We start from the raw sequence: 24,872 nt of genomic DNA on the forward strand, positions 1-24,872 counted from the left end.
CCTTTATGGCCTCATTGGTTTGCCATCGCGGCGATCTCCTCATATACTCCGCAAAGTGCGTAATAAGAATGGTCAAAAACCTGAAGCATCTTCTCATACAGCGCGCTGTTTTCAGCGGCCGGATCGAACACGCCGACCGGGTAGACAAATTTATCCACTTCGTCAAAGCTCTTCAATTCGCCCACACCCACGCCCGCGCATACTGCCGCACCGATGGACGTCGCCTCTTCCAAATGGTTGAGGGGCTCTACCCCGATGCCAAAAATATCCGCGAAAATCTGCAGGCATACATCCGACTTTGCCAGCCCGCCAAGCACAATGATGCTCTTTACATCAATATGCGCACGCATAATATCGAGGATCAGCCTGAGGTTCATTCCGATGCCTTCCACCACGCTCCTGAGCATATCCGCATGCGTATGCTCCATCGTAAGGCCGATAAAGGCGCCCTTCGCATTCGGGTTCCACCGCGGCGACCGTTCGCCGATCAGGTAGGGCAGGTAATACAGCCCGTTTGCGCCTGCGGGTGAATCCGCGATCTTGCCGTTAATCAGGTCATAGACGCTTACGCCCTCCTGCTTTGCGCGCAGCGCCTCTTCGCCGCACATCTGTTTTTTCATCCACGCGTAGGAATTGCCCGCCGCCTGCATCGTTCCGCAGGGGGCAATCAGCCCCGGCACCGCATGCGCCCAGTTGAAGATACGCATCTCCTCATCGAACGCAGGCTTTCGGGTCGTCGTCGCGATCCACGAAGAAGAACCGAGGCAGTTATAGGTAATCCCCTCGGAAACCGATCCCGCGCCCACAGTGGCCGATGTTCCGTCGCCCGCGCCGATCACGACCGGGATCCCGGGGATCAGCCCGCATTCCTCCGCAGCCGCTTTCTCAAGTTCGCCTACCACATGCGTAGAAGGCACCGCCTCCGGGAAAAGCTCCCCGTCCACGCCGACGGCATCTAATATCTTGTCCGACCAGCGGAAGGCGTTCAGGTCGTATGCGTTCGTTCCCGTTGCATCCGAATAATCGGTGAGAAAACGTCCCGTCATTTTATAGGCGATATAATCCTTTGCATTCAGTACCTTGTAGATATTTTTATAGACATCCGGTTCGTTATTTTTGATCCACAGCAGCTTTGCAAGCGTATAGGACGCGCTTGGCCTGTGGCCTGTGATATGATAGAATTCCCGGGTATCAATATGCGTCCGTATGAACTCTTCCTCAGCTACGGCGCGCATGTCCGCCCATATAATATGGTCCCGGAGCGGCACGCCGTTTCGGTCGAGGCAGAGACAGCCCATCATTTGCCCGGAAAACGAGATCGCGGAGACGCTTCCCGCATCGATTCCCTGCATCAGCTCCTTCGTGGACAGACAGACCGCTTTCCACCAGTCATCCGGATTTTGCTCCGCCCAATTTGCATTAAAAAAATTTGTGTCATAGCTGGCGACCTTACTTTTCACATGTTCACCATCCACTGTGAACAGTGTTGCTTTGTTGCCGGATGTCCCTAAATCGTGTGCGATCAAATACTTTGGCATATCGATACCCTCATCCTCTTTTCTCATGTTTTTTGCAATATCTTACCGTATATTACTTCTTTATATATTACATATATTACTCTTTTTTCTTTATTTATACTACTTTTTCTTTGCCTTATCAATCAATACAGCAATGATAATCAGCGACCCGATACAAATCTCGAGAATAAACGAGTTGACCCCGAGGAGGTTGCCGCCGTTCCGCAGCGTCTGCATGATTAGGGCGCCGATCACCGTACCGACGATGCTGCCTTCGCCGCCGGACAGGCTCGCACCGCCGACAACGGAAGCCGCGATCGCATCGAGCTCATAGCCGTCGCCGCCCTTCGGCAGGCCGTTGCCGACGCGTGAGGCGAGCATGATGCCCGCAACCGCCGAACAGAGCGCGCTTACGAGGTAGATGCCATAAATATTGAGGCGGATGTTGACGCCCGAAAGGCGCGTCGCCTCTTCGTTGCTGCCGATGGAATACACATTCCGCCCAAACACCGTAAATTTCAGGATCAGCAGCGCGATGATGATGGCAACGATCCAAATGATGGCCAAAGCCGGTATCCCCAGGATCGTCGAGGTGGCAAAATTAATGAAGTCGTCCGGCATGCCGGAGATCATGCGCGCATCGGTAATCAGCATAATTACGCCGCGTACAATGGTCATTGTGCCAAGGGTCGCAATGAACGGAGGCACCTTGCCGTCATGCACAAGTACGCCGTTGGCAACGCCCACGCCGCAGCTCGCCGCCACCGATACGAGGACCGCCGGAGCGATGCCCCAGCCGCCTACCATCAGCATAGAGGCCAGGATTCCGGAGAAGCCGACGATCGCGCCGACCGAAAGGTCGATGCCGCTTGAAATGATAACAAATGTCATACCGATTGCGACAACCCCGTTGATGGAAGTCTGCTTCATCAGGTTGGACATGTTGTCCCATGTCATGAATTTATTCGATGCGATCGACAGGACGATAAACATTGCAATAAGGATGATGAGGATCATCATTTCTCCCGGCAATGCACGCTTTTTCTTTTCCATAGGATTGATTGCTGTTTCTTTATTCATAATCCCTACTCCTTTTTCTTATACCATGCCGGATGCAAGACGCAGGATGCGCTCTTCGTCCAGCCTGCCGCCAACCATAAACTCGCTGCGGTCGATGGTCGCCATCTGCTTTCCTTCCGATATGACCATCAGCCGGTCCGCAAGGCTCATGACCTCCGGGAGATAGGACGAGATGAGCACAATTGCTTTTCCCTGCTTAAGAAGCCGCTCAAACAAACGGTAGATTTCCACTTTCGCGCCAACGTCGACGCCTACCGTGCATTCGTCAAAGATAAATATTTCGCTGTCCGCGCACAGCCATTTTGCAATCACTACTTTTTGCTGGTTGCCGCCCGAAAGGTTCTGCACCTTTTGCTTGATCGACGGCGTTTTGATACGGATTTGTTCCTTATAATACTCGGCCCGTTCCCTCTCTCTGTTAACATTGATTACTCCGGCTTTCGATATTTTTGAATAGGAAGCCAGGTTTGTATTTACTTCAATGGAAAGCCCCATTGAAAGTCCCTGCGTTTTTCTATCCTCCGGCAGCAGGGCGACGCCGCTGTCGATCCCCTGCTTCGGCGACTTGTTATGAGCTTTTTTTCCGAGTACCTTTACCCCGCCCGAATCGTACGGGTCCGCGCCAAACACGCCGCGCATGATTTCTGTGCGTCCTGAACCGACCAGCCCGAACATGCCGAGAATCTCCCCCCGGCGCACCTCGAAACTGATACCTTCGTACACGCCTTTGCGGGTAAGTCCGCTTACCTCAAGCACCGTTTCGCCGGGCTCAAAGTGCTCAATGGAATACATGTCTCCCACATCCCGGCCAACCATCATGCGTACGAGGTCGTCCTTATTGGTATCCGCGACGTTAACCGTTTCCACCAACGCACCGTCCTTTAAAACCGTTACGCGGTCGCCGAGCTCAAAAATTTCTTCGATCCGGTGGGAAATATAGATGATGCCGCAGCCGTTATCGCGAAGCTTGCCAATAAGCTCGAACAGGATTTCGACTTCCTCATTCGCAAGGAGCGCCGTCGGTTCGTCGAATACGATCACCTTTGCTTTTTCATGCACGATTTTTGCAATCGTCACCATTTCCTGCTGGGCGATGGGGAGGTCTTTGATCCGTTTTTTAGGGTCCACCTTGATATCAAGCTCCGTAAGCGTTTTGGACGTCTCGGAGTTGATTTTCTTCCAGTCCACGATACCCGCTTTCCTGGGCAGCTCGCCCAGGAAGAAATTTTCAGCTACGGAAAGGTGCGGCGCAAGTGTGATGTCCTGATAAACGGCCCCGAGGCCAAGTCTCTTCGCCTGCTGTGGATTCCTGATCTGTACTTCCTGTCCGTCTACGAAAATCTTGCCCGACGAAGGCTCATGGACGCCCATAAGCGCTTTAATCAGCGTGGATTTTCCTGCGCCGTTTTCCCCCATCAGCGCATGGACCTCGCCTGCCCTTACATCAAAATCGACGTCTTCAAGAGCCTTCACACCCGGAAAAATTTTCGAGATTTTTTCCATTTTTACCAGTACGTTTTCCATAGACTAATCCATCCCTTTCATTCATTTTGCGGCATTCTGCCGGAGGGAAGGAGCGATCCCTCTCCCGGAAATGCCGAGTTATCAGAGAGTTCTGCTTAGCCTATTTTTTTGATAGTTGGATCGAGCAGTCCTTTGATCTCCTCTTCGTCCATGTTGTCCTTCGTTACAACCGTAACACCGGTGTCTACATAGGATTCGAGCGTCTCACCGGCGATCGCTTTCAGAGCGTCTTCAACGCCCTTATAGCCCATTCCATAGGGATCCTGCAGGATCAGGGCGTCAACAGCGCCAGTTCCAAGGCCTTTGATCTCCTCCGGGTCGGAGTCGAACGCAACCAATACGAGGTCATTTTCCTTACCCGCTTCCGTGATGGCGCGCGCTGTGCCAGAACCAACAGTGTTATTGTCGGCAAAGAAGCCGAGGAGATCGTCGTTTGCCGAAATCTGGTCGGCGGCCGCGTCCATCGCCTTAGTCATATCGCCGTCAACGTATACCGTTTCTATCAGTTCGATGTCGGGGGCGATTTCTTTTATCCTGTCGATAAAGCCCTGGTCTCTGTCGGTCAGGACCTGCACGCCCGCCATATTGCTGATGACGCCAACTTTGCCCTTCAGTTCCTTGCCTTCAGCCTTGAGTTTTTCAACCAGTGTATCGGCCGCCTGTGCGCCTCCCTTTAGGTTATCCGTCGCGAGAAGGGTCGCAACCTTATCCGTGTTAACCTTGTTGTCAACCGTGATGACCGGGATACCCTTGGAAACCGCATCCTCGATTGCCGGAACCGTAGCGTCCGAGCTTGTGGAAGCGATCACGATCGCATCAGGCTCTCTGGAGATGATCTGCTCCAGAATGGAGACCTGCTGATCGATATCCGATTCATTCGGAGGTCCGTCCGTCGTCACCTTGACCTTGTCCGGATTCTCAGCCGCATAGTTCGTTGCACCAATCAGAACATACTGCCAAAAATCGGAGTCCGTCGCTTTAATCAGGACCGCTACGTCTTTGACCCCGCCGTCATCCCCTGCGGGTTCAGCCGGGGCCGTGGAGGCGTCCGTTGCGGCAGACGATTCCGCCGGAGCCTGCGAAGCCGTGTCGCCTTCTTGTCCGCAGCCAACGAGCGCTACGCTCAGGAGCATGACTGCAACTACCAGGATTGCTAACATCTTTTTCATCTTTTTTTCCTCCATTTTTGATAGATATATTTTGGCCATATGATTGGGGGATATGGCCTTCTTTTGCGGGAACGTTCTGCTCCCGCAAACTTAATATTTTATTGATTCGTCATTGATTCGAGAATGTATTCGTATACATTAAAATGTATACGAATACATTTTTGTGTAAATAAAAAACTATTTATTTTTCAAGCTGCTGATTTGGGTGCAGGATTCCCTGATGCAGAGCTGTGTCGGCATCACGATGCTCCTTGGTTGGATGTCTTTGCCTTCCTCACCCTTGCTGATCCGTTCCAACAAGAGTTCGGCGGCAATCCGTCCCATGTTTGTATTTGGCCTTTTGATGACCGTAACCGGCGGCTGCAAATGTGCCGCAAATGGAAAATCGTCAAAACCTGCAAGCGACACTTCCTCCGGAATGCTGACCTTGTAATCGACCAACGCTTTATATGCGCCCATCGTAGTCAGGTTGTTTCCGCCGATCATAGCCGTTGGCCGGTCCTTCAGTTGTAAAAGTTCCTGTACTGCATGATATCCGCCCTCTTCCGTGAACAGTCCCGGAATCAGATATTCTTCTTTGACTGGGATTCCGTTTTTTTTCATTGCCTTCCGGAACCCGTTCAGGCGTTCGACACCGGGCGTCAGGTCCTGCGGACCATAGATCATTGCAATATCCGTATGCCCGAGGGACACGAGGTAATCCACAATCTGGCCTACCCCGCCCATATTATCAATCATCAGATAGTCGTTTTTCTGTACCCCGCTGGACTTCCTGTCGATCATAACGACGGGAATGCCCATGTTGCCGAATACGTCGATATACTCATTATCCGAATCGACAAATACCGCCAATAAGCCTGCTACACGGTAACGCAGCAGCGTTTCAAGCGCTTTCTTTTCTTTTTCAGGATCGTCCGCCGCGTTTTCAAAGATAATGTCATAGCCTTGCTTGAAGCACATCTCCTGGAATCCGGAAAGCATTGCAATGAAAAAAGGATTTTTGATGTCGGGAACCAAATAGCCGATGGTTTTGGTATTCGCCATACGCAAATTGCGCGCCATGGCGTTTTGTACGTAACCATTCTCTTTGATTACCTGTAATACTTTTTTCGCTGTTTTCGGAGAGACTTTTTTGTCCTTGTTGATGACTCTTGAAACTGTGGCAGAAGATACACCCGCCAGCTTAGCGATATCTCTTTGATTCAATCTTCTACACCAATTGTATTCGTATACATTCCCTTATGGGTTAATCATAATCTCTCTCATTTTATTTGTCAACATCTTTTTCATGAAAAGTATAAATTGGGAAAAGAGGTGATCTGCGGCATCAAGAGGGTAACGCCCTTAGAACAGCAGGTTGCCGTATCCCCGTTCAATATTTGATGATATAGTGACAGACAAGGTAGGGCTGGAGGTTGTTGTGGGGTTGGCCTTCGCCTGCAGCTTGGTTTGTTGCTGTCGTAGAATTATTTAATGCTGTAGTATTTGCGGTTGCAGCATCCAGATATATATCTTGTCCACTTACTTGATTAAAAGTCACTATGTAAAACCGCTTAACCGTGTGTAAGATTAGGCTTGTACGACACTTTGTACCTTGTAACATCAGATTTAGTACGGATATTTTTGGATATTTGCGTCCTACTTTTCAGATCGCCTCAGGCGTTCAATAATCAATTCCTTGGCAGCGCAGAAAATGACCTCTTAGCATTATAGCAGAAAAACATGGCCATTTACATGACATCCACCCGACAAAATAAAAAGAGCCGTCCGCGCTCCTGCGCAGACGGCCCTTTCTCCATTACTCCGTTTTCTTTTCCTGCTTCAAGAGCTGATTCGCATACACAGCCGCAGCCGCAACAAGTATGCCTTGTACGATTGCCGTAAACATAGCGTCGAATATCGCGCTTGCCGTCTCAAACGGTATGCTGCCAACGAGCACCCACAAGAGCGACAGCACTATGCCGACCACTCCGAGGCAGACCGGAATGAACTTGTCCTGCAGCCACTCCGCTTTCTTGAAGCCACAGCCAATCGCTACCAGTACCGGAATCAGTATGAGAAGCTCCGGTTTGATGTATTCCTGAAAATCCATTGTTCAGTCCTCCTTATTAAAATTCGTTTGCATAAAAGAGCCTTGCAGGGATTCTTATTAAAAAATCCCTGTTTTTTATAGATAACTTATTCCCCCGGCGCAGGCTCATGCAGAATCGTCCACGTCAGTTCGCCGCACTTACCGTCCGGCTTGTTGCCGTTGTAGCGGCACCCTACGTCGCGCCCCTCATGAATACGCGCCTGTTGGAACGCATGAAGCCCCCGCCTTGTCTTATCTCCAAACTCACCATCTGCTTTTCCTACATTTGCCTTGTGCGCATTTAGGCGTTCCTGCATCATGCGTACATCGCCGCCCTTACAGCCGTATTTCAGCACCCTGTTCAGCTCCGGCACATTCGCGGACGGGCTGGGCGGCGTTACCGTGTTCGGCACAACGCCTCCGGCAATGGAAAGAATCGCGGCCGCGATCCCCTGAACGATCTCATTAAACTTGCTGTCAAACAACGCGTTGTCCCCGGCGTTATCCACGAATCCGCACTCGATGGTCGTTGCAGGCATGGTCGTATGGGAGAGCACATAGGTGTTCCTGTCCTGCACCTTAACGCCCCGGTCACGGAACCCAACACCCACAAGCGCGCCTTGGATCGCCTGCGCCATTTCCCGCGACGTTGCACTTGCGCCCGTTACAATTAGGCATTCCGCGCCATCGCCGCCTCCCGCGTTGCGGTGAAAAGCAATGAACAGGTCCGCACCCCACAGGTTCGCGTTTTTTGCAATGTCTTTCACATTGATAAGGTAGTCCGCGTTCCGCTCCAGTTCTACAGTGTGTCCCGCCGCTTTCAGCTTGTCCGCCACCACGGACGCATAACGCAGCGCGTCGTCCTTTTCCTGCCGTCCTCCGATGCCTACGGCCCCGCTGTCCGCTCCGCCGTGCCCCGGGTTGATATAGATTTTGCTCATTTTCTCTCCTCCTTTAGATTTTCAATACATTTTTGTGATTCGTCGATGCGTTTCCACATCGTCTTTTGCTCTTTCTCCAGCATCGTGACCCGCAGGTTCAATTCATTTTGCGCCTGCATCAGGTCTACCATCTGCTTTTTCAGGTCGTCGATTCCTGCCTTGATGTACCCAATATCCGTCATCAGCACGCCCCTCTCTTCTCCGCCCTCTGTGCTGCGCTTTTTCAGGCCGTTCTGGTACCCTATAAATCCAGTCACGACGGCAGCGGTCACGCCGATTGCCGAAATGACGACCGTTAAAATTTCATGTGGATTCATCCTCCCCCTCCTTCTCCTCACAGCCTGTTTTTGGTGTTATGAACATTTTAGCCTCCTTAGTTAGCCCCTTTCGGGTAAATGATGAAAATACCAATAGATTTTACAGGCTGGTTTACATTGTGGGAGGTCCGTATTTCTCCCGTCGGCATCAGCACGGAGTCCGTCATAATAAATGTGCCGTCAGCCTTTAGTCCAACATTCCTGATCCCCCATACTTCAACCTGTGGAATCTCTATTCCGAGGCCGGCGATACTTGCCACCTTCATTTGGTTGGCTATCCCATCATTATCTTTTGACGCCGAGATACGGATAAATACTGTTTTTTCGTCTTCCCATATATAATTTGTTCCTAACGTTACGCCGTTAAGCGGCGCAGCTTTCTTGATTTCCGGTTGGGCCAGAACACTTGTCATATCGGACTGTTTTGCGTAATAGCCCGGCAGCTCCCCGCCCAGCTTCTGCGCATTCTCCACTTCTGCAGCCGTCACATCCCCGTCCACGTCCGGGCTTTGTCCGTTTACCGTCAGCACGCGCCCTGCCGGAACCATATACACCCGGTCTATATATGCCTTGCCTGCGAATGCCGTATCCGAATAGACCGTAATGTTCCCTTCCGCATCCTTTGTATTTTCAGACAGCAGAGACTTCATTACGCCCGCTTCGCCTGTGTCGTACAGCGCCGTCAGCACACAGTATTCCCCGCGCCTGTGTTCGCTCTCCGGGATGGATAGAATGTATTTTCCATCCTGCTGCGTCCAGTCTGCCGCTGAAAACTCCCATATGCACGGCGGAGCCGTCACGCCGGTCTCCCCGTAGGTCTTACCGTACTTGATGATGTAATTACACACCAGGTAGGGCTGGAGGTTGTTGTGGGCTTCACCGCCGCCAGCTGCATTAGTACTGGATTTTACGTTATTTGTTTGCGATACGGTATCGCTTGGCCCATACTGTGCGCCTGATCCGGGAGAATTGACCGGATAGGTATGCACGTGCGCGGGAAGTTCGCTTGTTTTCAATATATGCGTCTCTTCTCCGCCCGTCTTGCCGAGCGCATCAAACGTCCCCGTGTTTTTTCCGACCGTAACGCGCCCCCGCAGGTCAGGTACGCGGAACGTTCCCGCCGCGTCGCCCGCTTCATTGTAGGCCGTACCGACCACCTCATACAGCTTCAGGTAATCCCCGTTCGCCGGATAGCTCGCGCCGTCGCACCACAAATACCCGTCCGGCAGCGTTTCCCCGGCAAACGGCTTAATAACGCCGACCGGTTCTGCGTCGTCCGCACCTCCGCCGCCTCCGCCGCCTCCCGCGTCGATTGCGTCTGTTACCGCCTTCTGGCTCATGACCTTCGTTTCGCTCCGTCCGCGAACCTGGACAATGTCTGCCTTCGGAATACTATCCTCAACGCCCTTCTCCAGTTTCCCGATCGCCTCCCCCGCCGTATCCGCCGCTGTGACAGCGCCGCCCGCCGCCGGTTTTGCATATCCTGCCATCACAACCTGCCCTGCTTCCGTTTCCGGATGCAGGACATCATAGCCTCCTTCTGTTTTTACATTGATCCTGACATTCTTTGCCATAGTTTCCTCCTATACCGTCTGATACCAAAAATCTCCGGTCGCCGCTCCGGCCGGTTCCGCCGCCGCAACCGTGATCCGCGCTTTCGCGTCCGTCTTCGCCTCTACCTTGCCGATCGCCTCCGAAACTGTATCCGCCGCCGTCACAGCCCCTGTTCCTTTGGCATAGCTCCCTACCTTAATGTCCGTCCCCGCCGCATTCTCTCCCTTTGTCACAAGCCCCTTTGCGTCAAAAGTAATCCTGGTACCGGTTCCCGCGGTAATTGCCGCATTGCCGCTCACCTTGCCGTCCGTCTTCCTCTCCACCTTGCCGAGCGCCTCCATCACCGTGTCCGCGCCCGTAATATCCGCTTCCGCCGTTGCTTTTACATATCCGGTCATTTTGACGTCCGCCGCCGTTGCATCCCCGCCTCCGGTCACCAGCCCTTTCCCATCATATGTGATCTTCGTCTTCGTCCCAGCCGTCATTGCTCCATTGGAAACGACGTAGTTCCCCGCGGCCTGTTTCCCCTCGAGGCCCTTTTCCAGCTTGCCCACCGCCGCATTCACAGTGTCCGCCGCCGTAACTGCGCCGGCCGCAGCCGGTTTTGTATACCCCGTCATTGCAAGGTTCGCTCCGGCAAGCTCCACGGCTCCCGTCATTCCGTTTACACTCGCCACCTCGTCCGTATTGTCGATCTTGGCCCAGCCCGCCGCCGTGCCGTTATATACCGCCCAGTCGCCCGTATTGTATTCCGTCCCCGAGATCGTCCCCGCCGCCGCAACGATATAGAAATCTCCCGTTTCCGGTGCGGACGGATATCCCGCGGAAGCGTCCAGCGTTCCCTTGTAATTGAGTCCGCCGCCGCTCGACTGCGGCAGCAGGCTCGACGGGAGCTTCCCCGACGCATCCAGCCCCGCATATCCGTTCGCCTTTCCCTTGTTCGCCGTATTTTCCGGCGTATAGCCGATCGCGTTTTGCTTCGCGTCCAGTCCCTTTTCCAGTTTGCCCACCGCCGCGTTCAGCGAATCCGCCGCCACGACCGCGCCTCCCTGTGCCGGTTTGACGTATCCGTCCATATAAACGGATTCCCCGTCCGTCCGGGGGTATAGTGTGTCCCATGAAGTCCCGTTCCAGTTCTTCATCACAAACTTTTCTTTTGCCATATCCCTCTCCTTAGGTATCCATCCACAGGTTTTCCCTGTTTGGAATCTCCATCCGCGATACGGTCGCGTTTTTGATGACCGCCGTCCCGCTCTGCGGATTTTCCGTTATTTCCTGCACCCAGATCCCGCCCGCGGGCTGCTGCGGCATCGGTATCTCCGCCGAATACGCAATGTGCGCCGGGGCCGCCAGATGAATGTTCAGCTTCCCGAGCAGGTATTCCAGGTTGCTTTGTACCGTCTGCCCCGATCCGCTCTCGATCTCCTCCGCGCCCGTGTTCCCCGCGCCGCCCGTACCAACGGATGCGTCCACAAACGCATTGTGTTTTGGGACGATCACTTCCTTGCCCAGCTTGTCAAACGCCGCCTTCAGTTCCGCGGCGCTCATCCCCGCCTCGCTCGGTTCGTCCGGCAGGCTCGCCACGTCTTTTCCCGTATAGTCCGATTCCCTGATTTTGTAATCATTAAGCGACATATATTGCCTCCTTTCCCTATAAGATATCAATAGATATCTTTTCCTTTATCTGTAAGACACAGTACCATCTCTATAGATAATCTTCTGTTTTCCATTGCCAAGAGACATAATCGATCTTATCTCCTTTGTTGTACTTTTGCTATCATGTACACGGCCTAACCCGCCATTATATAATCCATTTCCCGCATTCCCTTGGGATACTATATAGGTCTCCGTGTTTTTTTTCGTCCTTCCGCTGCTGCCTCCACTCGAACTTCTCGCCTGCTGTCTCTCCAGCTCCCATTGCTCCTGTGCCCTTCGTTCCGCCTCCTGTTGCAAATAAGCGTTCCAGCTGTCTCCCGCGCGCGCCCATGCGTCCGCTTCTTTTGCGGTATTAATATTGTTGATATTTGTGCGGTACGAATTACCCAGGCTGGTCAGGTTGCTCTGGTAGGTCTGCCCCAACTGGCCAAACTGCTGGTTATAGCTCGATGTCGCCGCTCCGCGCGCATTCTGGTAAGTTTTAAGTAGATTCCCGTAAGTACTTTCCGTCATGCCTCCGCGAATCCCTTGCGCGGCCAATGCCGTTGGCACATCCCGCATCGCCTTTTGCTGGCTGATATACGCGTCGCGCATCGCCTGTTCCCGTGTCCCCGCCAGCGTCTTTGCATTCTGATTATAAGCGTTTGTCAGGTCTGTCTTATTCGCATTGTAATTTTGGGTTTCCGTATCGATCTGTCCTTGATATTGTGTGGCCAGATCGTTCAGGTATTGTTTGTAATATTCATCTCTCGATGCCATTTTTTGTCCCTCCGTTTATTTGATCCTGCTTTTCGTATTATAGTGTGCAGTAATACCCTGCAATCCGAATCCCTCTTTTGCCGCGCCATTTTCAAAGCGGAACTGTGTCGTAATGATCTTTTTTGCCTTTACTGTCGTCGTCGCCGTCAGGTCGTCCACATTTGTGTTGAACGAAAATCTCTGGAAATCCATATCCATGAAAGATATAATATCCACGTTTCGCTCGTCTAAGGTCTGCCACGTTCCGTCGATCCGGATATACACCTGAAAAGACGACCGTGCATACGGCTGCAGCCGCGTAAAAAGATAACGCAGCGTTTTATAAAGGTCCCCATACGAAAAGTCGATCGTTGGTGTCGTCCAATAGGCTCGGATCGGTTTGCCGTCGTCCATATAACTCGCCGATATCTTTTCCCGGAACATCCGCATCACTTTACCGTCCGGCGTTCCGAATAAAAGTTCCTCCCCGTCGGTTCCCGTGTTCCATACGCGCACCGGCATATTGTCCCAGTAATACCATTCATATTGGTATTGTTCCGTGCCCTTTCCGTCATAATGCTTCTGTGCCGCATCCGCCACGAAACACACGCCGTCTGTTGCGATATACAAATATCCTCCCCGCACGGTCCCCACGGCGTTTTTTAAATCGTGTCCTTTCAGCCTCCTGTCAATCAGTGCGCTTCTCGTTTGTGCATATTTTTCCGCCGTCACCGCATTTGACGTAATGGCGAATACGCCGTCCGAAGACAGAAATAAGTGGTCGTCGCGCAGGTCACAGAAGCAATGTTTGGAAACAGCGCCCACGCCCGCGATTCCCTGCCGCACATAATACACAACTTTTTGTTCGCCGTTTATTTCCTTCAGTTCACCGTTCATCAGGAACGCCGTCGCATCCTGATAATTATTTTCCTTGAGGATCACAAGATGCTCTCCCAACTTCCGGTATCCCATGATCGCTGTGTTTTCCTGCCCAATCACCGAATAATTAGAGTCTGGGAAATACGTCGGGTCGGATGGCTGTGAATAATAGTGATAGTTAATATACTGCGGGTTCCCCGTCAGGAACGCCTGGTCATAGCTCGACAATCCAAATAGCGTCTGTACCGTGCACGTACCGATACTGTCCGCATAACCCGCCACAGTTTTCGCCGCCGTGATCCGCACATTGTCCGCGCCTTCCTCGGGCGATTTTCCCGGTGCCGTCTTAAATGTAATAGTCCCCGTCGGCCTGTCAACCGTGAAATCCGTCCCTTCCTTTTTTTCCACCCAGCTGCCGTTCGCGTTCAGGACTTCCACCTTCACCGCGCTGTCCGTATCCAAAGGTGAGAAATCCAATACAAACACCTTTTCAGCCGCTTTTGCCTCCGTTACCAGAAACGAATTCTTCCGCCACTTGTTCATCCTGTTCGTCGGCTCATATCCTTCCCCACCCTGGTCTTTCGTGCCCGGGTTCCGCGAAATCGCCGTAGTGGGAATATAGGTGTCCGCGCCATTCTCTGTTTTTTCCAGCGTTTTTCCATCGCACCAGTAATAATTTTTCCCGTCCAATATCCAAAGCTTGGAAGCCATCTCCGTTTTCCCGTTTTTCTTCACCGGGACGCTCATCTGGAACACGGCCGACCGCTCGTCGTTCATCCCTTCCGAAAGTACAACGTCTTCTTTCTGCGTTTCTCCGCATAAAATAAATTTTGTCCCCGCATGAATAAACCGATACCGCTTTTCCGGTGTAATCAGCTCAAATATCCCGTTGATCCTGTTTCCATACTCCGCGACCTTTTCATATCCGAACCGTTTCACGGCCTGTCCGTTCCGGTCTGATATCATGTTCAACACGTCGGGCGACCTCCGAAGGTCAACATTTCCGCTGTAAGTCGAAAAATCCGCCCCTTTGAATTTGTCGATCACGACCCGGCCCGGTCCTCTTTTCTGCGGTACGTTTACCGTCCTCATTCTCATCCTCCTGCTCTCTCGCTGCTTTTTCCCTGCCGGGCAGCGGCAGTGCCCTGTCCTGCCGTTTATATCCAGCCCGTCGTGCATACATATTCCGCTTTTCCTGCCCGTGCCGCATCGCTCCACAGTGCTTCCAGCCTTTGCGCATATTCGTTCCATAACATCGATGAAATGGAAGCGTCGTCGTCCTTGAACAGCGAAGACGCCATACACACCGGAATCAAGTTCGCCGCTCCCGGCGGCAGCCCCGGCTCATAATCATCCGGCGTACTGCTTGTAAATTCCTCAGGTGCGGCATGGTAATATATGTTGAATTTCCCTTCAAACGCGCCGTCCACCCATAGCGTGTGTCCATCCGGCAAGATCGTGCACGGAACGCCGCTGTCCACATATTCGTCCGCAAACCGCATAAACGCAATTTGCCCGTCCCGCCGTGTCAGCTCCCGCAGGTCGTATTCATACGCCGTCCCGCTTTCCGCCTGCACAGCGGTATATTTCCGGATATCCGGCAGTACCCGCGCAATATCGTATAATGCGATATTTGCCGCTCCTGGCATCGCAAGGGTGTAATCCTTCAGGTTGCCGTCCGTCTGAGGAATCACACTTCCTTTTTTTGAATAGGAATACATCAGTTTCAGGCATTCGTCCCTGATTTCTTTCCAAGTCATTTCCTTCATTCCTTCCTTTGGCAGGAACGGAAAACGGGCGAAACCGCTCCACCCGTTTCCTCCCTGTCCGTCCTGTTATGCCGCAGCCGTTTCGATCAGCTTTGCCGCGTTTGTGTCGGAAGCAATACCGCCCACTGCAAACGCACGCCAGTCGTTAAAGCCTGCGATAAACCTCGAACGGCCTTTCCAAATGTTGTTGTCCGTGTTTTCGTCCACATAGGATTTCACCGCCAGTTTGATGCGGTCAAGCCATACCGCTCCGCCGCATTCCTTGTTATAGTTGCTGTCCAGCATGATCCACGGCTTGTCCTTCCCGTTTATGAACTGGTTCAGGTACTGCCATGTCACAATATGGAACCTGCCGAAAGTATAGTTAAACCCATTGTTCGACGTGTTCGGGTCCTTATCCGCGCCCAAGGCCGCAAACAGGTCCTTTTTCAGCTTCCAGTCGTTCGGGATAATGATCGTATCCGGTGCGATTGCAAGCACCTGTCCGTTGTCATCCCGGAAATCCTGCATCCTGCATTCCATCGCCGCCAGTGCGTCCGCTGAAAATTCATCCTGGAAAATATTAGACTGTGCATCCCCCTTCACCTTAGCGGTGTGGTTGTGGGCGAACAGTTTTTTACCGTCCGCGCATGCCGTGGAAAACTTCATCCCGCGGAACTTGATGCTCGTTCCGTTGATGCCGCCCGCCAGCAGCGCCGCGCCAAACTGCTCACGCGTGCGGTGATATCCGCTCACAAACGCATACGGTTTGCTTCTGAGATCAATGGTCTTGCTGTCCTCCACCATCTCCTGCGTCACCGTAAACGCGTCCTTCCACGTCACATGCTCAAGGATTTTTTCGTATCCCTCCTGCATTTCGTCCTGCGGATACGCCCCGCCTTCGCCTGTGGGCTGGAACCCGTTCATCGAAGTCATCCCCGTCAGCTTCTCGGAAAAGTTTTTGGAATCTGCGATCATAAAGACGTGTTCCAGCGCCGATTTTTCCTCGAATGCTTCTACCTGTTTTTCTACAAACAGCCTGATTGGGCACTGGCTTTTGCCAAATACGCTGTCGTTTATGCCCGAACTTTCAGAAAATATAATCCCTGCCATAAAATAAATCTCCCTTCACTCTTTTTTACAGTACCCGGCCATATACGGTTTCTCCGGCTGCAACTCCCTCTTCAAACCCGGTCACCGTAAATACGCCGCTTGTCGTCGTCGCCGTCACGCGGATGCCGTCTGCCGCCAGCGTCACCGCATCACCGATCTTCAGCGCCGTCCCCGCCGCCGCAAGTTCCGCCGCAAGCTCCATCTGAGGGTTCACGCGAACCACAGGCAAATCGTTCAGATCGTCCGCCGCGCTCTTTGCCATGCAAAGGAATACCGGCTTGTCTGTCGCGCCGCACGCCGCCGCAGCGCCGTTTGCGAGTTTCAATGCCTGCCCGATCTCAAATTCACTCGCCGCATTCGGGATCAGTTCAAGCGGCGTTGCGCTCGTAAGGTCATACTTGTGTAATTTCATATTATCTGCCTCCCTTTGTCCCGTTTCTCAGGTCGTTTCCTCTCTTCACGACGGACTTTGCCTTTTTCTTCGTCGTGAAAAGCGCCTCTGCCTTCTGTGTGCCGTTATTGTTGATCCTTCCGGCATACGTGTCTTTTTTCATCTTGTTTCTCCTTCCTTTTCTGTGCCGGTTTATCCGGCTTGTGTCTTTCTTTCCATGTGGTTTCAGTCCTGCCTGCGCCAGTGCGCAAGTATTTCAGCATCCGTCGCATCCGGGTTGATTAGGCGGTATTGCTCCAGAACCTCTTGGGGCATCGTTCCGCCGGCCGCGCTTCCCGTTCCCCCAAACCTGCGGAGATGCTCCTTGCTCTGTGCGTCCAGTGCGGCGCGTTTCGCCGCCTCCGCTCGCCTTTGCGCTATGGAATCGGCGGCATATGCCGCATAGGCGCGGTATAAGGGAACGCCCGCCTGCACCATCTTCACCATTTCCTGCGCGTTTTCTAATGCAAAAAAATCGTCTGCCGACCATGTGTCGGCCTCCGGGAAATGTTCGTTCAGCTCCCTCAGCTCTTCTTCAAACCTTCGTTTGCCCTCTTGGTACGCAATTTCCTGCTCTTTCAGGCGTGGCACTTCCTCGCCCCGCATACGCCCGGTCTCTCTTTGCATCTGCCCGAAATCCCGATAGCCCAACCGCTGTGCAAAGTCATCGTTCTCCCGCTGAAGGCGCTCGTTCTCCTGCTGGAGCCGTTCCATCTGCCTGCGCGCACTCGCGGCGATCCTGTCCGCCTCGTAATTTCTCAGCGGTTTTTCCTTTGCCCGGCGCGCGTTTTTCTTTTCCCTGCGTTGCTCTGCGCGCTCCTGTGCGGCCTCGTCCGCTTCGGCTTGCTTCGCTTCCATCTCCTCGTGCGTAGCGTCCAATGCTTGCGAAATCGCCTCGTCAAACTCCTTGTCTGCGTTTGCTTCGCGTGCTTCTTCCCCGTCGTCCGTCCATTCCATTTCAGTCATCTCTTCGCGGTCCATTTTGTTCCTCCTTTTTCCGCTTGGCAGCGTAAAAAAGCAAAGGCCGCGAAAATCTCCCCGCTGCCTTTGCTTTTTCTGCCCTTTTTCCGCTCGGGCACAGCGTATTTTGTTTTAGAACGGTTTTATCCCGTCCTGTCCGCCCCGTTTCCGCTGGGACCCGCGTATAGCTTTCCTCCGAATATTTTATTTTTCCAGAGAATATCATCAGCGAACCATTCATTGGATTTCAAATATTTTGCTATTTCGTGTAGTGCCAACAATTATGGTTCGTGATTGCCTGTCAGGTAAGTTTGTGCCGGATTTCATCCACCACGTTGCTTGCCTCCGATATCTTCTTTCCCGCATAATTTTCACACTGTGGGTTTGCGCAGTATTGCCGCTGTAATAAAAAAGCGTCGCCACCTTCCACAACAACGCCACCGCTTTCAAGCCTTAGATCATTTCCACATTTTGGGCATTTGTCCATCCTTCTCACCTCCTTCTTTGCAATTTGGGGCAACAAAAAAGAGCCCGGTTTTCCCGAACTCTTTTCACTTCTTCCACAATAGCATTATACCACAAAAATACGACCATTTACATGACATCTACCCGACAAATCTCGCCATTTTAACTATTACACCCCGGTCCTGTGCCGCTTTTCATTCTTGGAAAGAAAGTATATTCCTATACTCCCTTTTCCTATTGTTCTTAATATTTCAATTTTTCTATTGTTCGTCTAATATCTCAATTGTTTTAATCTCACTTTCATCTACTACTTCAATATAAGAATCATAATCAATATCTAATTCATCATATTCTGCTTCTGATTTCTTGTTCTATTATTATATCATTCGAATCAGCGGAGGCAAACTTCACTTTTTTCTCTCCGTTGCTCCACTCTCCCCTCCTTTCCATCTCTCCTCTCACCTGTCCGGCCTGTACGTCTCCTATCAGCCGCGCGATCGTTCCGTCCTGCGCCCATGTCCGCAATAGCCCCACTGCCACGCGCTCGTTCCCCGGAAGCCCCAGCTTCTCCCGCAGCTCCGCCGTCACCCGGCCGCTTTCCACTGCCTCCTGCACTTCCCGGCACAATGTCTGCTCCTCCGCCGCGTTTTTTCCACACAAAAAAGGGAGCATATCCCTATGCTCCCTTTCTTGTATCCCTATTTAATTGTTATAATAGATGCTGTCATAAACCCGCTGCGCTTCCCGTCCGAAATCATTCAAATCATAGTTCACATCGAAGCCTTTATCCATGATCAGGTCATCAATAACTCTTAAAACCTTTTTTATATCTTGTTCGGCCAAAATATCTTTTGCATTTTCAAAGTTCTCCATAATGAACTTTTTATCTTGTTCGCTGAATTGAATCATTTTTATTCTCCTTATCAATTTAATTGGGATTGCATTGTATTAGCATTCCTGTGTCCGGATTAACTCTTGCGATACAATTCCTTCCTTCATATGTTACAGATTTTAATCCATTACTGCTCATTTGAATTTGGCCAACAGAAACAGGATTCCTTAACGCCTCCAGCGCGTCTTCTATCGCAACGCCCCGGCGCATTCCGGGCATTGGAATATCATTTGCCGCCTGCTGCCCTATGATCCTGTCCACAAAGTGCGATACAAACCCTTTGATCTCTGTTCCGTCCTGCGTCCGCTGCCCTACGAGCCATTCGTCTATTTGCTCCCCTACAGCTTGGTATTGCTCATATCCTACCAGAACCGATATATCTCCCTTGTCAACTGCCCGTATATATTTGTCCAGCAGATACGCTTCTTTTGGGTCAGTATAACGCAATTCGCTGTATTCGGCAAGGCTTTCCGGCGCTCCTTCCATATTATATTCTCTTATAGCGGCCTCATACTCCGCTTCATCTCCAAACTGTTTATAGGGCTGGTAGGTCTCCGACAGCACGATTTCCCTGTAAACAGTGTCGTTCGAAGCTTTCCTTTCGATGTCAATCGGCTTCAATCTATCTGTATGCGCCTCTCCGTTGCTCCACTCTCCCCTCCTTTCCAGTTCTCCTCTCACCTGCCCGGCCTGTACGTCTCCTATCAGCCGCGCGATCGTTCCGTCCTGCGCCCATGTCCGCAATAGCCCCACTGCCACGCGGTCGTTCCCCGGAAGCCCCAGCTTTTCCTTCAGCTCCGCCGTCACCCTTCCGCTTTCCACTGCCTCCTGCACTTCCCGGCACAATGCCTGCTCCTGCGGTGCGAGCGTTCCAATGTCCTGCTCCAGCCCTATCGTCTCATTCAGCCTCCCATTCTCCGCCCATATCCGCACCTGCGCCGCCGCGATGCGCTCATTTGCAGACAACGGCAGCGCCTCCCGCACCTCCGGCCCGATTCGTCCCGTCTCCACCGCCTCCAAAAGTCCGCTTTGCAGTGCCCGTTCCTGTGGCGTAAGCGTCTCCTCCCCGCTTTGCAGGATCCGCTGTGCGTCAGATATCGCAAGCGCCGCCTCTCCGTCTCCGGCGCCCCGGCGCCCCGCCACATACGGCACGTTCATCACCATAGAGGTCAAATACCCCACCATACCGTCATACAGCGCGTCCTCGCTTAAAAAGCTTACTTCATTGTTTTCCCCAAAGGCCGCGTTGCGCAGAAAAGGCGTCATCACGCTTTGCAGGTATTCCTCCACAAACTCCCCGCCGTTCTGCCCGATGTTTTTCAGTACCATTCCCGCAAACCGCTGTCCCAGATTTCCCGAGGCCAGCTTCCCCAGCACCCCATCGAGTTTTTTCCCGAGCGTGCGCGAAAGCGCGCTCCCGCCTAATGCTTTCACGCCCGAAAACCCATATTGCAGCGCCGCTTCGCTTGCCGCCGTCAGCAGGGCGTAAGAGGCCGCTTCCCCCGCCTCCTTTCCCTCCCGCCGGGCTTGTGAATAGGTCGAACCAAAGGAGGTGCCCGCCGTCACAAGCGACGAGACCGCGCTGCCCACCGCAGCCGGAACGCCCGCGCCTCCCGTTGCGATGCCTACCGCAACGGCCGGCAGCATTTCGCCTATTCCATAAAGAATATCGTTCACCACGGCCTCCACGCCGTCCATATCCTCGCGGAATAGTTGCTGCGTTTTCTGGAGATAGCTCTGCGGAAGCGGCGCTTCTTCCCCCAAGAATGCCATCCGCGCGGTTTGTCCAAGCCCCTGCACAGCCTCCGTTCCCCCTGCCAGGAAGGAAGCGCCCCCTTTTATGGTCTGCACTGTGCCTTGCTGCGCCGCCCGCATGAACTCCGGCAGGCCTGTTTGCTCAAAGACCTCATCCGTTCCCATCATGTTCGTTATTTTTTCGCCAAACTGCGCGGTGCGGCCGCTCAGCCGCTCCCGGATCGACTCAAAATATGCGTTCGCCTCCTGCTCTCCCCCGCGCGCAAGATGCGCGTGATAGACGTCCTGCTCCTCCTGCGTCATCGCTCCGTAAAGCGGGGCGTCTGCCGAAAGAAACGCGCTCCCCACCGGGTTTTTTTTGACAGCCTTCAGCTTCCCGCCCTTTGCCGCGCCCGCCACGGCAAGCTCCGCAAAATCCGCGTCCTGCGCGATCTGCTCATATTCTCCGGCGATCCTCTCCTGCGCATATTGGGTCAGCTGTACTCTCCGCGCATCCAGCTGCCTGGTCAGCTCGTCCTTTTCTTCCTCCAGCTTCTGTTTGTTTCCCTCCGGGGCCGCTTTGATCTGCATATCGAGCGCTTCAATCCTGCCCTCGAGGTCGTTTACCGTCTGGTCTTGTCTGATATAGCTCTGCGCCCGCGTATATGCGTCTTCCGGCTGTCCGTTTTTCCAGTATTTATAGGCGGTGTGCGCCGGCAGGACGAAATATTCCCACCACTCCGGCTGTTTATTCTCCCGTTGCACCTGCTCCTGCGCGGCAACCTTGTCATATTCATCCAGCCGGGCGTAATCCGCTTCGAGTTCCGCTATCTTCTTCACATAATCCCGGTAACCTTCGTCCGATTGGTCCGGCATGCCCGTCACTAGATAACTCCCCATCCCGTTTTCCTTCATCATTTCCCGGAACCATTTATCCCGTTCTTCCTGTGTAGGCCTGTTGATAACGTATCCCGGCTTCAGGCTTTTTTCCTGCTCGGCAAGCTGCGCGTCAATCTGGTCGTTGAACGCCTTATAGCTTTGGTCGACAATATACCATTTCTCATAAAGCCCCGGCTGAGTTGCCGCGTCTACGCTTTTCGTGCTTTTGGCCTGCGTATCGTTTCCCGTCCCCAGCTGGTTCGTGTAATCCGCCCAGTCTTTTGCTTTCTCTCCCTCCGCGGCTTTTGCCGTCATCTCCGAAAGTATTTTCGTCTGGTCCGGGACTGCACCCGCCGCAAACGGTTGTTCCCACGCCGAAACTCCCCCCTTGCGCCCGCCTGCCCAGCCCGCCGCCAGCTTTTCCTCGGGGTCCAGCTGTAAAAACGGCGCAATACTTTCCGCAGGCCCGGGCGCATACTGCGTCACCTTTTCCCATGGCGCGCTGTTTTGCGCCGCCGGTGTGCGCCTGCTTGTATACGGCCGCCATACGCTCCCCGCGTTCCTGATATTCCCCGCCGTCACCCATGCGCCGCCCGCCTCTTGTTTCTTTTCCGGCTTACTGCCCGGCTGCCTCTGCGTGCTCCCCGCGTTCCTGATGTTCCCCGCCGTCACGCGCACTTTCTCCGTATGTTTCCCTTTATCTTCCGTATCCCGCCATGTACTTCCGGAATTTTTGATGCTTCCCGCTGTTACGCGCACTTTTTTCTTTCCATTATAATTTGCCATTCCCTGCCCTCCTTCAGTGCTCCACACCTGCCTGTATGATTTTCCGCAATATTTCCTTTTCCTCTTCACTGATCGGCATATTCTCAATCATCTGCATTGCCGCCTCCGGTTCAAATGCTCCGAGTTGTTCAAGGACCTCTCTCATTTCTTCTTCCGTCATACTCCCTTCTGTCCCCGGTTCTTGAACGCCCGGTCCGGCCGCTTCTTCCGGCAGGCCCATAGCTCCGGCTTGTTCCGGCTGTGCTTCGGCCCCATGCAAAATAGCGGCAGCCTGCGCCTCTTCTTCAGGCGTCATGCCGCCGTTCGGCGCCGGGTCTTCATTCGGCAGGGCAATAGGCTGTTCCCATTCCCGCATCGCTCCTCCATCGCTCGCGCTCATGGAAAGCCCTTGCCGGGGCGCCGTTCCCTGGATCATAGATTCAGGCAGCGCTCCCTCCTGCCGCTCGATCTCCTGCTGCCATTCCTTCACCATCTGCTTGGCGTTCGGGTAATTAAGGCCCTCCTTCACCCTCCAATACCGCAGCATAGAACGCGGGTCCTGCGGGTTGCCGTATGCCCCAAGCCCGAAGTCCGTCCGCAGGTCCTCCAAAATAAATTGGCGGTTGCGCTGGGCCGTGCCGTTTTCATCCACCGAAAACAGGAATCCATCCTCGTAATACCAGTTTCCAGCTTCATCCTGTTCAAGAAAATCATAGCGGTTAAACACGCTCTCCTCGGGTTCCCCCTGCTCGTTTCTCGACGCATAGGCCCGCGGCTCGTCCGCATAGGCCAGCATGAATTTGAACATGATCTCGTAAAGCTCAGCATAGGCCGTATTCTTCATCACCTGCTTGCTGTTCTGCCGCCCCGCCGCCTGCGCGATCTGCGCTTCCTTCGCGCGGCCGGATGCCGCCGTCGGGTCGGGTTTGCCCTGGAACGTGTCCGTGATCCCAAGCGTGCTTTTTGCCATCTGGTAATATTGCTGCACGGAGTTAAGGTCCTGTCCCACGTCAAAATTCATCGTGATGGATTTCAGCATACTCAGCTGGTCCGGGCTTGTGATGTTGATCGGCTTCACATCCTCATCCGAAAGCGTGATATCCATATTCTTCGGCTTCGTAAGGTAAGACCCCGCCCCCAGCAGCTTTTTGTTCACCTTCGTCAGCAGCTTGTTTGCCGCCGTTTGGAAATCCCGGACCGCGTCGCAGTCCGAATCCCCCAGCACCTGCCCGCGCGCCGAAACGTTCTTGCGGACCGCAACCGGAAAGCGCCGCGGGTAATAATATGGGATTTTTGTAGCCGCTTGACGTACTCTTTGTTTTACCTGCATAACCGGCTCATCCCCTATCGGCAGGCCCATCTCATCGAATTGGCGTTCGTAAACAGGCAAGCCCGTTTCCGGGTCTTTTGCCTGCTCCTCATACTCCTCCATCACATACGCGCCGTCTTCCATCACAGGCGATACCGCCGGGATCACCGTCCCGTCCGAACGCACGATGTCCTCCTTCAATTCTTCATATTTCCGGCTGCGCTGTTCCCATTTTGTGCTCCCGCATACGCATATGTCCTCGCAGGGCGGCTTTGTCCGCCCGCATTCCGCGCACACCTTGTCCTTGCGTGCTTCATAATCCTCGTCGTCGATCAATACGGTGTTCCCCGCCCACGAAAAACACCCGAGGCCGCCGTTCTTATTCCGGTAATAGCAGACCACCTGCGTGCATGTGTCGTTTGAAAGCGTCTGTTCCCCTACCTGCGGGTCCACGCCCTCATTGGAAACGTCCACGCCGTAGCGCTCTGAAAGCCGCTCCTTTGTGTCTTCAAACATCAGGAACAAATAATCCATATACGGCAGAAAATATACCCCCTCCTGCGGCACAAATTCCGTCGGGTCAAGCAGCCGCACATTCAGGCCGCCCACCGCGTCATGCGTCCGCAGGGCGTTGTCCCACTCCACAAGGTACGCGCTCCCGCCAAGCGTTTTCACCGTGCGCTCGTCCTCGTCGTTCAGGTATTCAAACGGCATTCTGTCGATCTCGTTTTTCAGCATATCCTCGATCACTGCCGCCAGGCGTTTATTTTTTTCCGTCGGCCGTTTCGGCGTCACCTTCGGCTGCGGAATATAGCTGTCGATCTGGCTCTCGATCAGCTCCATCGTAAAATTCCATACCACGTCCGCATCCTTGCCGCCGCAAATCGTATGATCGCCCTCATATTGCGCCCTGCGGCGGAAAAACGCCTCCCGCTGCTTGCCATACGCCGCATATGCCGTTTCATATTTCTGTCTGAATTCCATCAATCTTGCACCACTGTTTCTTTTCATCTGCTTCCATCCTTTTTTGTTTTTCGCATAACAAAAAAAGAGCCCGTTTACGTGGCTCTTTTCCGTTTTCCTGCTATAATTTTTTCATAATATTATTTTATCACAAAATCCCGGCCATTT

23 protein-coding genes are annotated in these 24,872 nt (G+C 53.2%); all 23 read right to left on the reverse strand.

All coding sequences use genetic code 11. The features are described from left to right. Window positions 1–11: 11 nt before the first annotated feature. Window positions 12–1,565 carry a xylulokinase gene (locus B1H56_RS10345; protein WP_242862160.1) on the reverse strand — a complete coding sequence of 518 codons (1,554 nt, stop codon included), beginning with the start codon at window positions 1,563–1,565 and terminating at the stop codon, window positions 12–14. A gap of 72 nt (window positions 1,566–1,637) precedes the next feature. After that, window positions 1,638–2,597: an ABC transporter permease gene (locus B1H56_RS10350; protein WP_066519365.1), complete on the reverse strand. Its 960-nt coding sequence runs from the start codon at window positions 2,595–2,597 to the stop codon at window positions 1,638–1,640. Between the two features lie 18 nt (window positions 2,598–2,615). Then, the gene (locus B1H56_RS10355; protein ID WP_066519367.1) at window positions 2,616–4,121 is read right to left on the reverse strand and encodes a sugar ABC transporter ATP-binding protein; all 1,506 of its coding nucleotides are present in this window, start codon (window positions 4,119–4,121) and stop codon (window positions 2,616–2,618) included. Window positions 4,122–4,216: 95 nt separating this feature from the next. Further along, window positions 4,217–5,290: an ABC transporter substrate-binding protein gene (locus B1H56_RS10360; RefSeq protein WP_066520020.1), complete on the reverse strand. Its 1,074-nt coding sequence runs from the start codon at window positions 5,288–5,290 to the stop codon at window positions 4,217–4,219. Window positions 5,291–5,467: 177 nt separating this feature from the next. Then, the gene (locus B1H56_RS10365) at window positions 5,468–6,496 is read right to left on the reverse strand and encodes a LacI family DNA-binding transcriptional regulator (protein ID WP_066519372.1); all 1,029 of its coding nucleotides are present in this window, start codon (window positions 6,494–6,496) and stop codon (window positions 5,468–5,470) included. 592 nt (window positions 6,497–7,088) lie between these two features. After that, the gene (locus B1H56_RS10370) at window positions 7,089–7,382 is read right to left on the reverse strand and encodes a phage holin family protein (protein ID WP_066519375.1); all 294 of its coding nucleotides are present in this window, start codon (window positions 7,380–7,382) and stop codon (window positions 7,089–7,091) included. An 86-nt stretch (window positions 7,383–7,468) separates the two neighbouring features. Then, window positions 7,469–8,302 carry an N-acetylmuramoyl-L-alanine amidase gene (locus tag B1H56_RS10375; protein ID WP_066651125.1) on the reverse strand — a complete coding sequence of 278 codons (834 nt, stop codon included), beginning with the start codon at window positions 8,300–8,302 and terminating at the stop codon, window positions 7,469–7,471. Continuing rightward, entirely contained in the window at window positions 8,299–8,619 is a 321-nt protein-coding gene (locus B1H56_RS10380; protein WP_066519385.1) for a hypothetical protein, read from the reverse strand. The genes B1H56_RS10375 and B1H56_RS10380 overlap by 4 nt, the downstream gene beginning before the upstream one ends. A 56-nt stretch (window positions 8,620–8,675) precedes the next feature. Beyond that, the gene (locus B1H56_RS10385) at window positions 8,676–10,193 is read right to left on the reverse strand and encodes a phage tail protein (protein ID WP_066519389.1); all 1,518 of its coding nucleotides are present in this window, start codon (window positions 10,191–10,193) and stop codon (window positions 8,676–8,678) included. A 9-nt stretch (window positions 10,194–10,202) separates the two neighbouring features. Next, a complete protein-coding gene (locus B1H56_RS10390) occupies window positions 10,203–11,336 on the reverse strand; it encodes a hypothetical protein (RefSeq protein WP_066519392.1) in 1,134 nt (377 codons plus the stop codon). A 10-nt stretch (window positions 11,337–11,346) separates the two neighbouring features. Then, the gene (locus B1H56_RS10395) at window positions 11,347–11,808 is read right to left on the reverse strand and encodes a hypothetical protein (RefSeq protein ID WP_066519399.1); all 462 of its coding nucleotides are present in this window, start codon (window positions 11,806–11,808) and stop codon (window positions 11,347–11,349) included. Window positions 11,809–11,853: 45 nt separating this feature from the next. Next, on the reverse strand, window positions 11,854–12,588 hold the full coding sequence (locus tag B1H56_RS10400; protein ID WP_066519402.1) for a hypothetical protein: 735 nt from the start codon (window positions 12,586–12,588) through the stop codon (window positions 11,854–11,856). 15 nt (window positions 12,589–12,603) lie between these two features. Then, window positions 12,604–14,538 (reverse strand): hypothetical protein, encoded by a 1,935-nt coding sequence (locus tag B1H56_RS10405; RefSeq protein ID WP_066519408.1) that lies wholly within the window; start codon window positions 14,536–14,538, stop codon window positions 12,604–12,606. A 65-nt stretch (window positions 14,539–14,603) separates the two neighbouring features. Beyond that, the gene (locus B1H56_RS10410; RefSeq protein WP_147554684.1) at window positions 14,604–15,206 is read right to left on the reverse strand and encodes a hypothetical protein; all 603 of its coding nucleotides are present in this window, start codon (window positions 15,204–15,206) and stop codon (window positions 14,604–14,606) included. Between the two features lie 75 nt (window positions 15,207–15,281). Next, a complete protein-coding gene (locus B1H56_RS10415; RefSeq protein ID WP_066519410.1) occupies window positions 15,282–16,307 on the reverse strand; it encodes a phage major capsid protein in 1,026 nt (341 codons plus the stop codon). 25 nt (window positions 16,308–16,332) lie between these two features. Then, complete coding sequence (locus B1H56_RS10420) at window positions 16,333–16,719, reverse strand: hypothetical protein (RefSeq protein ID WP_066519417.1); 387 nt, start codon at window positions 16,717–16,719, stop codon at window positions 16,333–16,335. 1 nt (window position 16,720) lies between these two features. After that, complete coding sequence (locus tag B1H56_RS14610; RefSeq protein ID WP_156468706.1) at window positions 16,721–16,861, reverse strand: hypothetical protein; 141 nt, start codon at window positions 16,859–16,861, stop codon at window positions 16,721–16,723. 62 nt (window positions 16,862–16,923) lie between these two features. Then, window positions 16,924–17,718 carry a hypothetical protein gene (locus tag B1H56_RS10425; protein WP_066519421.1) on the reverse strand — a complete coding sequence of 265 codons (795 nt, stop codon included), beginning with the start codon at window positions 17,716–17,718 and terminating at the stop codon, window positions 16,924–16,926. 280 nt (window positions 17,719–17,998) lie between these two features. Continuing rightward, window positions 17,999–18,184: a hypothetical protein gene (locus tag B1H56_RS10435; RefSeq protein WP_066519427.1), complete on the reverse strand. Its 186-nt coding sequence runs from the start codon at window positions 18,182–18,184 to the stop codon at window positions 17,999–18,001. 323 nt (window positions 18,185–18,507) lie between these two features. After that, window positions 18,508–18,834 carry a hypothetical protein gene (locus B1H56_RS10440; RefSeq protein WP_066519428.1) on the reverse strand — a complete coding sequence of 109 codons (327 nt, stop codon included), beginning with the start codon at window positions 18,832–18,834 and terminating at the stop codon, window positions 18,508–18,510. A gap of 30 nt (window positions 18,835–18,864) precedes the next feature. Beyond that, complete coding sequence (locus tag B1H56_RS10445) at window positions 18,865–19,071, reverse strand: hypothetical protein (protein WP_066519429.1); 207 nt, start codon at window positions 19,069–19,071, stop codon at window positions 18,865–18,867. Between the two features lie 19 nt (window positions 19,072–19,090). Next, a complete protein-coding gene (locus tag B1H56_RS10450; RefSeq protein WP_066519431.1) occupies window positions 19,091–22,453 on the reverse strand; it encodes an AAA family ATPase in 3,363 nt (1,120 codons plus the stop codon). A gap of 13 nt (window positions 22,454–22,466) precedes the next feature. Continuing rightward, window positions 22,467–24,752: a hypothetical protein gene (locus B1H56_RS14615; RefSeq protein WP_162938993.1), complete on the reverse strand. Its 2,286-nt coding sequence runs from the start codon at window positions 24,750–24,752 to the stop codon at window positions 22,467–22,469. Window positions 24,753–24,872: the final 120 nt, after the last annotated feature.

The sequence above is a fragment of the Christensenella minuta genome, from assembly GCF_003628755.1.
Lineage (GTDB): Bacteria > Bacillota > Clostridia > Christensenellales > Christensenellaceae > Christensenella > Christensenella minuta.